A 13,482-nucleotide genomic window follows, 5' to 3' on the forward strand; every position below is an offset into this window, starting at 1 on the left:
ACGGAAATAATAAAGCTACCGAAACTCCAATTAAGAATGTATTTTCGGGGTACATCGTAATATCCTTAAAGTTCCAATTTCGGCAAGCAACTATCCTTTCAATTTTAATTCTGAGAGACATTTTAAAAAACACAACTGAAGTAAATAAAAAATATAACTGAAATAAATAAAAACAAATAGAAACAAACATAATTAACCGGATGTTTTCAATAACTATAGAATACTTGCCAATGTGACTTTTTACTTAAATAGAATTAGACTCTATAAATAGCTTTTCATAATAGTAATGAATTCAGGTAAATAAATATTCCATACACCACGGTGCACCATGCATACAATTTTTACATGTTATTTGGCGCTGTTATTTTTAGCGCCTTAGCGTACAGTAAATAGACATGACAATGACATAAATAAAACCATATGTATATGGAAATTACCTATATATTGAGTTAAGTCACAGTATTTATTTCTCTGGTCATAACTCCAAAGAAAAGAATAGTAATGAGTTCCTCATGAATGATCTGTCTTTGAAATTATCCCCCCCAATTACATCACTATTTTATATTCCACCGGAGCCAGATAACCTGGTGTTGAATGCTTATGATGGTGGTTGTAAAACACGTCGATATAATCTAATATCACATTCACCACCTGTTTTCTGCTACCAAAAATCTGGCTCCACATTAAAAACAAGGTGGACACTACATCAAAGACAGATCAGACAAAAGTCCCAAAAAATCCTTCGATTTTTATTGAGAGATTTATGTAGGAAAAATAGTTATACTCTGAGATGTTTTTTTCTTGTCGGAGTGCCTAGCGTTCAGCGTATATCACGATGGACACAGGCTGAGACCGTTTATTCGGGATCCGCAGAACCTGATCGGGCTAATACCCGCGAAGGGAACAAGAGTAATCAACTCGCTGCCAGTATCATCATATATCCGTTATGTTAATGTGATGTACAGATACCAACCAGCATCAACCATTACTCCCTGCGAGCTCCAGACAAGCAATTTTCTCAACGTAAGCCTGATCAACAATGACACAGGCGATAACACAGTCAGGAATTTGCTATGTCTAAGTCCAACAATATCGTTAGTTCCAATACCGTTATTACCGATACATCTATTTCAAACGCCATCATCCCAACGGCTGATATTTCGCCCAAGTCTCATCCGGCAAGGCCACGTAAGGCTCAGCGGGATGCAGCACAAGAATTTATCAACGCCGTTCAAGGCGTGACTTTTCCCAACTCAAAGCGCATTTACCTTGAAGGTTCACGTCAGGATATTCAAGTGCCGATGCGTGAGATCCAACTCTCTCCGACACTGGTTGGTGGCACAAAAGAGAATCCTCAATTTGAAGAAAATGAGCCGGTTCCCGTTTATGACACCTCCGGCCCTTATGGCGATCCGGCTTCCGTACTGGATGTACAAACGGGATTACATAATATTCGCCAACCTTGGATTGATGAACGCAATGATACCGAACCTGTTTCAGCCCTGAGTTCTGATTTCACTCAACAACGTCTGGCAGATGCAGGGCTGGATCACCTGCGCTTTCACCATCGCCCGCATCCACTGAAAGCCAGACAAGGTAAGCGTGTCACCCAATTACATTACGCGCGCCAAGGTATCATCACACCTGAAATGGAGTTTATCGCGCTGCGCGAAAATATGGGACGCGAACGTATCCGCAGTGAAGTGCTCCGCCAACAACATCCGGGACAAAATTTCGGGGCCAATTTACCGGAAAACATCACACCCGAATTTGTCCGTCAGGAAGTTGCGGCCGGTCGGGCGATTATTCCCGCTAACATTAACCATCCAGAATCCGAACCGATGATTATCGGCCGCAATTTCTTGGTAAAAGTGAATGCCAACATTGGTAACTCTTCCGTGACTTCGTCCATTGAAGAAGAGGTGGAAAAACTGATTTGGTCTACCCGTTGGGGCGCGGATACCGTCATGGATCTCTCTACCGGGCGCTACATCCACGAAACCCGCGAATGGATACTGCGCAATAGCCCGGTTCCTATCGGCACCGTCCCGATTTATCAGTCACTGGAAAAAGTCAACGGCATCGCAGAAAACCTGACATGGGAAATGTTCCGCGATACGTTACTGGAACAAGCCGAACAAGGTGTAGATTATTTCACCATCCATGCCGGTGTACTGCTGCGTTATGTCCCGATGACCGCCAAGCGTCTGACAGGCATTGTTTCCCGTGGTGGCTCAATTATGGCGAAGTGGTGCCTCTCCCATCATCAGGAAAATTTCCTCTACACTCACTTCCGCGAAATCTGTGAAATCTGTGCCGCCTATGACGTTTCCCTCTCTTTGGGTGATGGGCTACGTCCGGGGTCAATCCAAGATGCCAATGACGAAGCGCAGTTTTCTGAACTGTATACCCTCGGTGAGCTGACCAAAATCGCGTGGGAATACGATGTTCAGGTCATGATCGAAGGGCCGGGGCATATCCCGATGCAATTAATCCGCCGCAATATGACGGAAGAGCTGGAGCACTGCCACGAAGCCCCATTTTATACATTAGGGCCACTGACAACGGATATTGCTCCCGGTTATGACCATTTTACCTCCGGTATCGGAGCCGCCATGATTGGCTGGTTTGGTTGTGCCATGCTGTGTTATGTCACGCCCAAAGAACATCTTGGCCTGCCCAACAAGGAAGATGTAAAACAGGGTCTGATTACTTACAAAATCGCGGCACATGCGGCAGACCTTGCCAAAGGCCATCCCGGAGCTCAAATCCGCGACAATGCCATGTCGAAAGCGCGTTTTGAATTCCGTTGGGAAGACCAATTCAATCTGGCGCTCGATCCTGAAACTGCCCGCTCTTATCACGATGAAAGCCTGCCGCAGGAATCAGGTAAAGTTGCCCACTTCTGCTCCATGTGCGGACCAAAATTCTGTTCAATGAAGATTACGCAAGACGTGCGCGACTATGCGGCAAAACTGGAACTGGAATCCGGTATGGAACAGATGTCGGAAGAGTTTCGTTCCCGTGGCAGTGAACTTTACCACAGTGCAGAGGAGATGAATCATGCAACGCCAGCTCATGAAAAATCAGCCTGACGCCTCAACGCCCCGACTGGCTCCTTTTGCCCCGACCGCGCACCGCTTGGGGCTTTATCCCGTCGTAGATTCCCTGACGTGGATTGAACGATTATTGGAAGTTGGCGTCAGAACCCTGCAATTGCGCATCAAAGATCAGCCGGAAGAACAGGTAGAGAAAGATATTCAATCTGCCATTGCACTCGGTCGTCAATACAATGCCCGTTTGTTCATTAACGACTATTGGCGTCTGGCGATCAAACACCATGCCTATGGCGTTCATTTGGGACAGGAAGATCTGGATATCGCCGATCTCAATGCCATCCAGCAAGCAGGGCTTCGTCTGGGCATTTCCACTCATGACCAGAATGAACTGGCGCGGGCGAAATTCCTGCGCCCCTCTTATATCGCACTGGGACATATTTTCCCCACGGCCACGAAAGAGATGCCTTCATCACCACAAGGTCTTGAAGCACTAAAACATCAAGTGGAAATAACACCGGAATATCCTACCGTCGCGATTGGCGGTATTTCACTGGGGCGAGTGCCGGATGTTGTTGCAACAGGTGTCGGTGGCGTGGCACTGGTCACTGCTATTACAAAAGCGCAAGACTGGCGACAGGTAACAGCCAGATTACTTCATTTGGTTGAAGGTCAAGATCGGGGGCTTCTATGTTAAACGATCAAGAATTTATGCGTTACAGTCGCCAATTACTGCTGGAGGACATCGGCCCTGAAGGTCAGGAAAAATTGAAGGCCAGCAAAGTGCTGATTGTCGGCCTCGGCGGATTAGGTTCACCCGCAGCACTCTATCTCGCGGCGGCGGGAGTCGGGCATCTTTATCTTGCGGATGATGACCAACTGCATATCTCCAATCTGCAACGTCAAATTCTCTATCGCACAGATGATATTCCTGCCAACAAAGCAAAATTGGCAGCAAAACAACTGGCAGATCTGAATCCACTGATCACGATAACAGAACTGACGGAAAGGCAGGACAGTGAATCTTTGATGAACGCGGTCAGGCAAGCCGATTTAGTGCTGGATTGCTGCGATAACATGGCAACTCGCCATGCCATCAACGCCGCTTGTGTTACAGAAAACAAACCGCTCATCAGCGGCAGTGCAGTCGGCTTGAGTGGACAACTGATGGTTTTCACCCCTCCTTACCAATACGGTTGTTATGCCTGCCTCTATCCTGATCAGGAAGAACCTTACCGCAACTGCCGGACAGCCGGTGTCTTAGGTCCCATCGTTGGCGTGATAGGAACATTGCAATCGTTGGAAGCAATCAAGATGCTGGCTGGAATTCCTCCCTCCTTGAACGGAAAACTTCGTCTGTTTGATGGTAAACAACAGAGCTGGAATACATTGCAGCTTACGCGATCTTTACAGTGCCCGATTTGTTCCCCCACAATCAAAAAAGCGGATACCAATACTGATAAAGGACGGGCAGGGGAAGAAGTCGCATGAACATTATCGTTAACGAAGAACCTATTACCCTGAGTGCGCCAATGACAGTGCAACAGTTACTTGAGCATATACAACGCACTCAAGCGGGCACAGCTTTGGCCATCAATCAAATCATTATTCCGCGTTCAGAGTGGCACTCTCATCAGGTTAATGACGGTGACAATATCCTGCTGTTTCAGGCCATTGCCGGTGGCTAATCTTGTTGGAGCTAGTTATGTTAAAGATTGCTGATACTACTTTTCATTCCCGCTTATTTACCGGAACAGGTAAATTCGCCAATGCGGGATTAATGCTCGACGCGCTCCGGGCCTCTGGCAGTCAATTGGTGACAATGGCAATGAAACGCATCGACCTGCACGGCAATGACGATGGGATACTTGCGCCACTGCAACAATTGGGCGTCAAACTTCTGCCGAATACCTCCGGGGCAAAAACCGCAGAAGAAGCCGTATTCGCTGCCCGTCTTGCAAAGGAAGCATTGGGAACGCACTGGGTTAAACTGGAGATCCACCCCGACGTAAAATATCTGTTGCCCGATCCAATTGAAACGCTAAAAGCAGCGGAACAATTAGTGAAAGAAGGATTTATCGTCCTGCCCTATTGTGGTGCGGATCCCGTTCTGTGCCGCCGGCTGGAAGAGGTTGGCTGTGCGGCTGTCATGCCATTGGGTGCGCCTATCGGCTCAAACAAAGGATTGCTGACGCGCGATTTTCTGCAAATCATCATCGAACAGGCTAACGTACCCGTCGTTGTTGATGCCGGAATTGGCGCACCGAGCCATGCGCTGGCCGCCATTGAAATGGGTGCAGATGCCGTGCTGGTCAATACCGCCATCGCTGTTGCCCGTAATCCGGTCAAAATGGCATTGGCATTCAAAACCGCCATCGAAGCCGGCGAACTGTCACATCAAGCGGGCGTAGCGAGCCAGAAATCCCATGCAGAAGCATCCAGCCCACTGACCGATTTTCTGGGGGCGTTATGACAAGCAACACATTTCGCCAACACTGGCAACAACTGGATTGGGATGACATCACTCTACGCATCAATAGCAAAACATCGCAGGACATTGAACATGCGCTAAACAGCGATCGCTTAACGCTGGATGACTTTATGGCGTTACTCTCCCCTGCTGCACTGCCTTATCTTGAGCCGCTCGCCCAACGCGCACAGCAACTGACCCGCCAGCGTTTTGGTAATACTGTGGGATTTTTTATCCCACTTTACCTTTCCAATCTGTGTGCCAACGACTGTACCTATTGCGGTTTTTCCATGAGTAACCACATTAAGCGCAAAACCCTCAATGAACAGGAAATCGAAGCGGAGTGCCTCGCACTGAAAAAACTGGGATTTGAGCATATTTTGCTGGTCACGGGGGAACATCAAAACAAAGTTGGCATGGATTACTTTCGCCGCTACCTACCCTTAATCCATCGTCATTTCAGTTCTGTTTCAATGGAAGTCCAGCCATTGGCACAAGAAGAGTATGCTGAACTGAAAACATTGGGATTGGATGGCGTAATGGTCTATCAGGAAACCTATCACCAACCGAGTTATCAATTGCACCATTTGAAAGGAAAAAAACAAGACTTCCATTGGCGATTGGAAACACCGGAACGGCTTGGACGGGCAGGAATAGACAAAATTGGGTTGGGTGCTCTGATCGGCCTCTCCCACAATTGGCGAACCGACTGTTATATGGTGGCGGATCACCTGTTTTTCCTGCAAAAACAGTTCTGGAAAAGTCGTTACTCCATCTCTTTTCCACGACTACGCCCCTGTGCTGGTGGCATTGAGCCTGCTTCCATCATGGGTGAAGCCGAACTGGTACAACTGATCTGCGCGTTTCGCCTGCTGGCACCGGATATAGAACTTTCACTTTCTACCCGTGAGTCACCCTTCTTCCGTGATCACGTTGTGCCACTCGCGATCAATAACATCAGTGCGGGTTCCAAAACCCAACCGGGCGGTTACGCCGATGATCACCATGAGTTGGAACAATTTGCGCCTCATGATAACCGCTCCGTTTTTCAGGTCGCTAAGGCTTTGGCCAAATCAGGCTTACAGCCTGTCTGGAAAGATTGGGATAGTTACTTGGGACGGTAAATCACTACTATTATTTCCGCCCAAAAAAATGGGCGGAAATATAAAAAAAGAATATTTATCAACAAATTATCTCCGTTAAACAAGTGGAAAGAAGTTAAGTTGAAGACGACTAGGGAATAATGGCACTTAAAAAAGCTATCGTCAGTAAACTGTCATGACATAGCTTTAATTTTCTTAAAAATGGGTATTTGTCAGTACGGGCGTTAAAACGAGCAGAATCACGTGGCATGCTTAAATTGAGAGCACAATAGGTCTCAGGTACGATGATTTCACGTGGTATCTGAGATATCGGTGTATAAGGGGTGGGATTGGCTGCTGTGTCAATATCCACATAATATCGGTTAAGAGCATACTCACCTTCAACGTAATCGCCGCTATCCGGATCATAGTGAAACTCCCGGGCGCCATAAATCTGTGTAACAGGAATACCTCCGCGCGCCGAATATTCTTCCTGGGCGCTATAAGTGTCAATCAGGTTAAAATACCGCGGATCACCTGTCCGGGCATAAAGTGCCTGAAATGATGAAATCGCACTATAAAAATTGAAAGTTGGTCGTATGTCATAAATGTAGAATTCCTCTCTACCCTGAAACAGAACGCCCCATTGAATTGTCCAATCTCGATTGGCACTCGTTGAAACAAATATCGAAGCCTCAGCGTTTTCTCCTTGAAGAGTGGCATCTTGAACATGCTCGACAATATTGTCATTCGTTCCCCAGGGAGCAAATCCGCCTTGCGCCGGGAGGAAGATTGTATCCGGATGGCGGGTATCCATTCGGTAGACGTGAGTGACTGGATCTGTTTGTTGTGCATGGGATTGTGCTGTGTATAAACATAAAACAGATAATAGAGAAAGGAGTTTTAAAATTTTCATTAAATGCTTCTCCTTTAAAATGTTACAAATTTTCAGAGAACACAGAAAAATGATTCACGATTATGGATACCAGGCTATTGCCGAATTGAATCGCGGACCATCCATCTTGGAATCTTCCCATTGGTGAACCATCTCACATTGATTATCGTCTGTCGTAACATCCCGAACAGCCACCGTCTGTCCATTGGCTTGAGCGGCCAGAATAGTTGCGTAAAGGCTTTTCCCAACATTATTGTCAGTGCCTGATTTATCGTAAGCCCAATAGATTTTGACATCCTTATTACTCCAACTCCGTCCTGTTTCTGATAACCAAACTGCCCACCCATGCTGCAAAGTATCCGCACTTGTCCATACTCCAACTACATACCCGGTTCCACATCTCCTACTCACTACCTTGTTATTCGCATTGAACACCATATTGCTATGAATACTCTTATCATTATGACGATTAGCCATCATTAAAGTACGACTATGATCAGGTTTTAGAGAAGCTGTTGCCTCTGTTGCCTCTGTTGCTTCCGTATCACTTGAGCAGGCGGAAATATTCAGAGCCATAACTATTGATATGAGTAATTGATATTTTTTCATCATCTTCATTTCTCCAAAATAAAGTTACCAATTTGCAAGGCAAAACCTCACCGTTCGAATCAAGCATGAACCCTCGCTTTGTCATTAACCCTACTCACGCATCCTATCGCGTAGCTCTGCCATCCGAACGGGATTAAGTCACTTGTTGATGTTTCATTTAAAAAATACAGCTCGATAATCCGTACGAGAGAGATATCCAATGGATTTCAAGATGCAGCGCGACGGCAAGAGAATGAATTTGCCCAACCAAAGACTGGATTCCGGTGAGAGGCAGGTGCCTCTCATTTATCCCCGGAAGCGTAGATAGCGCTATGTTTATAAAAACGGTGACGGGAGTGAGTGAAGCCAATAAAACAGCAACTTAAAAGATGACAGGTATAGGCTCATGAATAATGGCTCTATCGTTCATCTGGTGCATAACGCGGGTCTTTAAATAGCTTGATGGCTAACTCAAGTCATGCAAATGTTTTTTCATCGGTGATGTCAGCCTGAAATCGGAAAATTTTACCTGCAATCCTTCACGTTCCGGTGAACAGCACATAGCCCCGATAAAAATACGCTGCTGATCGCTAACTACAAAGGGAGACAATCTCAGTAACGGCCATGTCACACCATCAATGGAATATTGCAACCGGATAGCCCCATCGCCATAAGTCAGCCGCAACCAGAACTTATCGGGATTGCCCGGAAAAAGCCCCATCGCCCAATCAGATCCCCCATTGGTCAATACACTGCCAATGGTCGCTTGCCCGTCAGAATGTTCAACGCCTGCTTTTAGCCAGTGTTGCTCATCCACCAGCACCATAATGCCCGCCTGATCGTATAACTGCTCGAACTGGCCTTCGATGCAGAACTGAACGGTAAAACCGCCTTCAAGCTGAAAATCATCAACATAGCCACCAAAGACATGACCGCTATGACGCTGAAAGCCATACCACGTATCACGCCAGAAATCGGTTTTATTGTCCGTCGTGACATGAAGCTCACCTTCTTGGCTCTGCCATGAATTAGGTTCATTCAGCCACTGACATTGCTGCAAGTTCATCAATATTTACCCTGTTATTTTTTAGTGGGATTAACCAGACCATATCCCGCTAACAATGAAAGAGAAAGTAAAGCAATACAGGCAAAAGCACCATGTAACGTTACCTGATGAGCCAAACCTCCGATAATTGCCGGACCAAGTAGAATGCCCGAATATCCCATTGTCGAAACGGCAGAGACAGCTAACGCATCAGGCATGACTTTTTGCTGTCCTGAAGCAGTAAAAAACATCGGAGCCAGATTAGATAGCCCTGCCCCAATCATCAGGAAAGAAATAGCCAACTGTACCGTACCAGATGCCAGATAGATCAGTACAAAACCCGATGTCGCCAGAATTGCGCTTCCCAAAAACACACGCTTATATCCGCATGCCGCGATGATTTTATCACCCAAAAATCGACCGCATGTCATGGTAATGGCGAAAAGCGTGTAGCCGAAACCGGCTTGATGGCTATCCATGTTATGGACACTGCTTAACAAGATCCCGCTCCAATCGAGCATCGAACCTTCCATCAGGTACACGACAAAACAGAGAGAACCAATCAGAATAACAATGCCACGGGGTAAGGCGAAAAACGGCGTATCCTCCGTTTCAGTATTATCCAATAATCCGCTCCATGCAGGCAGCAATAGCAGGATAACGAACAGCGCCACAGCAAGTGTGACCTGAAATGGCGGGATTCCCATAAACAACAACAGACTGACCGACCCCGCTCCCGCAATTCCACCTAAACTGAATAACGCATGAAATCCCGACATAATCGGCTGGTGTACCCTTTTCTCAATATTAACCGCATGGATATTGATGACGACATCTGACGCCCCAATTCCGGCACCAAATAAGAACAAAGCACAAGCCAGTGTCAGCGGGGTCGAGAGCACACTTAATCCCGGCAATATCAAAATAGCCAGCAAAGCAAAAAGGGTAAAAATCTTTCGGCAACCGAAACGCGTCGCCAACATTCCCGCTATCGGCATCATGATGAAAGAGCCAATACCAAACACCAGTATCAACAGCCCCATTGAAGCATCATTCAATCCCAATCTTTCCTTCACCAACGGAATCAGCGGGGCCCAACTCGCAATACTGAATCCGGCAATAAAAAATGCAATTCGGGTTGCCATAATGGGTTGTTTTATCGAAGAGACTGCACATTCCTGAGACAACTCAATTCCTCCAAACAATATCTTCACACAAAAATCACAGATGATGTCCTTAAAATATGCCCTCCACTACAGTCAGTGGAGGGTATTTACGTTATTCATAAAAACATCACATCAACTTCGCATTTATTCCGGAAAACTGCGGAATATCCGCCAGACTTTCGATAACACAGGAAGCTTGCTTATACTGCTCAGCTACCGATAAGGCATGAGGCCAAGCATATATCCACGGAATACCAGCCTGTTTTGCCGCCGCGATACCTAAATCAGTATCTTCAATCACCAGTGTTTGTTGAACATCCATCCCTTTCAGTCTCAACATCGCCAGATAAGGATCAGGAAAAGGTTTAGTTCTTTCAACATCATCACCAGAAATCAAGGCGGGCTTATCCTTTAAATTCAATAAGCTCAAATTTGCCAGACACACTTCACGCGGTGCCGTCGAAACAAAACCAAAAACAATACCATTTTGCTGTAATGCCGCGATCAGCGGGATAATTCCCGGACGTAGATAATGCTCAGACAGTTTTTCCTTATAGACTGAAATGATCCTATCAGTGATGCTGGTTTGTGCCTGTAGCGGAACACCTATTTCATTCAGAGTTTCCGATAGGCTCAGGCCAATCAATTGCTGTGGTTGAATATGGCAAGTTTGGTCGGGAGCCAGTTCGCGCAGCACATCAAAATGCAGCTGTTCACTATCGACAATAACGCCGTCAATATCAAAAATGACATTCAATTTATCCATCAGAAATACGCCATCACTTGAGATCAGCAAGGCGGATTAGCACCTTACAATTTGGAGTACTGAGAGGTACTTGCGTTTTTGCCGTAATATCACAGCCAACGGTCAAAAAAGCCTGCCGGTAATCTTCAAAATCAAAAATATGACTAATCAAACGATTAGCAGGGATCACACCATCGCGGATCATGGCATAAGCACGCTCAAAGCTGTTGTTCAGGGAATCAATGGAACCGATGACTGAAAGACTTTTATCCGCAATTTTCAGGATATCGAGGCTGGCATGTTTATCTTTCAGGGCAACATTAAGCAACTTTCCACCCGGAGCCAAGTGATCGAAAACATATTCAGTCAGTTGCCCCGTCGTATCTACACACAGATCAATCCGGGCTGATTTGTCACCATATTCCTGTGTCAGTGCTTCATCAAAATCAGTATATAACCGACATTCTGCGGGTAAGTTCTTGCTAGCGAATTGTACACGACTAGGATTTTTTTCGACCATAAAGGCCTTAACACCCCGCTCATGCAAAGCCCAAATATAAAGCATCCCCATTGGGCCTGCGCCTGCCACTGCTGCGCGAATATTGGTATGGGTAATTCCCAGTTTATCCACTCCCGTCAAAGTGCAACTCAATGGCTCAGTTAACGAAGCTTCTTCCATACCAACATGATCATCCAACTTGATCAGTGAGCTTTCTTTTCCCCGATATTGCTCAGCAAACGCACCATCATAGGAAACTCCGGCTTCCGTGCCCAATTTTCTTTCACAGTGATTGGGATTACCTGTCTGACACATCCGGCAATGCCCACAAGAATATGTCGGGTTGATCACCACGCGGTCGCCAATCTGAAATCGGGTCACTCCACTTCCCACTTGCGCCACAATTCCCGTCGTTTCATGACCCAATGTGGTTCCTGACACAGCAACAGGGTAAGAACCCGTAATAATGCCCACATCCGTGCCACAAACACCACACACAGCAATATCAACAACAACATCATCTGGTTCAATGCAGGACAAGGGATCGATATCCTGTATCTGAACATCCCATACTTGATGAAATTTGAGGGCTTTCATTATGCTGCAACCTCCCTGTGCTCAGGCTTGATAGCCGTTAATTCAGCAAAAGTCAGGTCCAGTTTATGCAGAATTTCGTTCAAATGTTCCCTTGTACACATTAATGGAGGACGTACTTTGAGAGATCGCCCCTTACCATAACGGGAGCCACGCAGAATCAGACGATGGCGGTTAGCAGTTGCAATTACCTGTGCAGCAAAATCTGGGGTCGGAGTATCAAAGCCATACATATATCCGACCCCCCTGACTCCTGTAATGTCTGGATATTTATACTGCAATTCCAACAATCCATCACGTAAGTAAGCTTCATTTTGTTGCACATTTGCCAAAATGTGATCATCTTCAATAATATCGATGATCTCGTTGAGGGCGACTAAGGAAAGCGGATTAGCCCCAGAAGTACTCGAATGTTCAAATGATTCCAGCACATCCAATGAATCTCGCATCAGCACACCGCCGGTCGGAATGCCGATACCTCCGGCACCTTTGGCGAAGACAATGATATCCGGCTCCAACTCCTTGGCATAACCTGTTGAAGCAAAGAAAGTTCCGGTGCGACCAAAACCTGTCTGTACTTCATCCGCAATAATAATAATGCCATGTTGATGGCAGATTTCCCTGATCTTACGGTAGAACTCCACGGGGAAAACAATATTGCCGCCATTCCCCTGAATCGGTTCAATAATCAGACATGCGATATTATCGTTGGAACCTAATTGAATGAACTGTTCTAAATCGACAAATTGTCCTGTTTCAGGCTGTGTTTGCTCTCCCGACAAAACACTGGCTGGCGCAGGAATTTTTATCGAACCGTCAATATTGATATGGAAATCTTTTATTCTGAATGCATTACCAGAAATCTGGGCAGTTGCGAGAGATTGACCGTGATGAGCAAGAAAAAAAGAGATAATACCTGAACGTCCCGTGGCTTTTTGCGCTATACGAATAGCACATTCAACGGCACCCGAGCCAGAAACATCCCGTAGCCAGATACGGTTTATTCCTGCGGGGGTATGTTTCACCAATTTACTCAAAATATACTGTGACATCTCATGTGTATAAGCTGAACTCAAATGTGTGCATCGATCAATCTGCTGTTTAAGTTTTTCAGCAATCCTTTGATTTGTGTAGCCAAGCGGTAAATTAAACGTTCCGGATGCAGCATCAATATATCTTTCTCCATCGATTTCTAAATACGGACCGTAACCGACAAAATGGGAAAGCATATCGTCAAGATGATTTTTATTTTCCATAATCACTAACCACCATTAATAATTTTTAACAAGGGAACCTACTCTCTGTACCGAAATGAGCTTAGACCCATTAAAACGTTATGGCG

14 protein-coding genes and 1 riboswitch are annotated in these 13,482 nt (G+C 46.0%); of the genes, 6 read left to right on the top strand and 8 right to left on the bottom strand.

The window, feature by feature from the left end; all coding sequences use genetic code 11:
* Nucleotides 1-546: 546 nt before the first annotated feature.
* Complete coding sequence (locus FE394_RS19900; RefSeq protein WP_419836320.1) at nucleotides 547-684, bottom strand: IS3 family transposase; 138 nt, start codon at nucleotides 682-684, stop codon at nucleotides 547-549.
* A 111-nt stretch (nucleotides 685-795) separates the two neighbouring features.
* Nucleotides 796-920, top strand: a riboswitch (TPP riboswitch).
* Nucleotides 921-1,073: 153 nt separating this feature from the next.
* Between FE394_RS19900 and thiC the strand changes: the two genes are divergently transcribed.
* From thiC to thiH, 6 genes are read left to right on the top strand one after another with little or no spacing between them, the layout of a single operon-like run.
* Nucleotides 1,074-3,095: a phosphomethylpyrimidine synthase ThiC gene (thiC, locus tag FE394_RS08565; protein ID WP_319925974.1), complete on the top strand. Its 2,022-nt coding sequence runs from the start codon at nucleotides 1,074-1,076 to the stop codon at nucleotides 3,093-3,095.
* Entirely contained in the window at nucleotides 3,079-3,753 is a 675-nt protein-coding gene (thiE, locus tag FE394_RS08570) for a thiamine phosphate synthase (protein WP_319926007.1), read from the top strand. Before thiC ends, thiE begins: the two co-directional genes overlap by 17 nt.
* Nucleotides 3,747-4,547 carry a HesA/MoeB/ThiF family protein gene (locus tag FE394_RS08575; protein WP_319925975.1) on the top strand — a complete coding sequence of 267 codons (801 nt, stop codon included), beginning with the start codon at nucleotides 3,747-3,749 and terminating at the stop codon, nucleotides 4,545-4,547. The genes thiE and FE394_RS08575 overlap by 7 nt, the downstream gene beginning before the upstream one ends.
* The gene (gene thiS, locus FE394_RS08580; RefSeq protein ID WP_319925976.1) at nucleotides 4,544-4,744 is read left to right on the top strand and encodes a sulfur carrier protein ThiS; all 201 of its coding nucleotides are present in this window, start codon (nucleotides 4,544-4,546) and stop codon (nucleotides 4,742-4,744) included. The genes FE394_RS08575 and thiS overlap by 4 nt, the downstream gene beginning before the upstream one ends.
* 17 nt (nucleotides 4,745-4,761) lie before the next feature.
* Entirely contained in the window at nucleotides 4,762-5,529 is a 768-nt protein-coding gene (locus tag FE394_RS08585) for a thiazole synthase (protein WP_319925977.1), read from the top strand.
* On the top strand, nucleotides 5,526-6,650 hold the full coding sequence (gene thiH / locus FE394_RS08590) for a 2-iminoacetate synthase ThiH (protein ID WP_319925978.1): 1,125 nt from the start codon (nucleotides 5,526-5,528) through the stop codon (nucleotides 6,648-6,650). The genes FE394_RS08585 and thiH overlap by 4 nt, the downstream gene beginning before the upstream one ends.
* A gap of 109 nt (nucleotides 6,651-6,759) precedes the next feature.
* On the opposite strand, the gene FE394_RS08595 is transcribed toward thiH, so the two are convergent.
* The 7 genes from FE394_RS08595 to FE394_RS08625 form a co-directional block, all read right to left on the bottom strand.
* Entirely contained in the window at nucleotides 6,760-7,524 is a 765-nt protein-coding gene (locus FE394_RS08595; protein ID WP_319925979.1) for a scabin-related ADP-ribosyltransferase, read from the bottom strand.
* 60 nt (nucleotides 7,525-7,584) lie between these two features.
* Entirely contained in the window at nucleotides 7,585-8,115 is a 531-nt protein-coding gene (locus tag FE394_RS08600) for a hypothetical protein (protein ID WP_319925980.1), read from the bottom strand.
* A gap of 442 nt (nucleotides 8,116-8,557) precedes the next feature.
* The gene (locus FE394_RS08605) at nucleotides 8,558-9,157 is read right to left on the bottom strand and encodes a DUF1349 domain-containing protein (RefSeq protein ID WP_319925981.1); all 600 of its coding nucleotides are present in this window, start codon (nucleotides 9,155-9,157) and stop codon (nucleotides 8,558-8,560) included.
* Between the two features lie 14 nt (nucleotides 9,158-9,171).
* Nucleotides 9,172-10,323, bottom strand: a complete 1,152-nt coding sequence (locus tag FE394_RS08610; RefSeq protein ID WP_319925982.1) for an MFS transporter — start codon at nucleotides 10,321-10,323, stop codon at nucleotides 9,172-9,174.
* A 106-nt stretch (nucleotides 10,324-10,429) separates the two neighbouring features.
* Nucleotides 10,430-11,068, bottom strand: coding sequence for an HAD family hydrolase (locus FE394_RS08615; protein ID WP_319925983.1), 639 nt, complete (start codon nucleotides 11,066-11,068; stop codon nucleotides 10,430-10,432).
* Between the two features lie 13 nt (nucleotides 11,069-11,081).
* Complete coding sequence (locus tag FE394_RS08620) at nucleotides 11,082-12,143, bottom strand: zinc-dependent alcohol dehydrogenase (RefSeq protein ID WP_319925984.1); 1,062 nt, start codon at nucleotides 12,141-12,143, stop codon at nucleotides 11,082-11,084.
* Nucleotides 12,143-13,396 (bottom strand): class-III pyridoxal-phosphate-dependent aminotransferase, encoded by a 1,254-nt coding sequence (locus FE394_RS08625; RefSeq protein ID WP_319925985.1) that lies wholly within the window; start codon nucleotides 13,394-13,396, stop codon nucleotides 12,143-12,145. The genes FE394_RS08620 and FE394_RS08625 overlap by 1 nt, the downstream gene beginning before the upstream one ends.
* Between the last annotated feature and the right edge of the window lie 86 nt (nucleotides 13,397-13,482).

It is taken from the genome of Xenorhabdus littoralis (assembly GCF_033949345.1).
In the GTDB taxonomy this organism is placed as follows: domain Bacteria; phylum Pseudomonadota; class Gammaproteobacteria; order Enterobacterales; family Enterobacteriaceae; genus Xenorhabdus; species Xenorhabdus littoralis.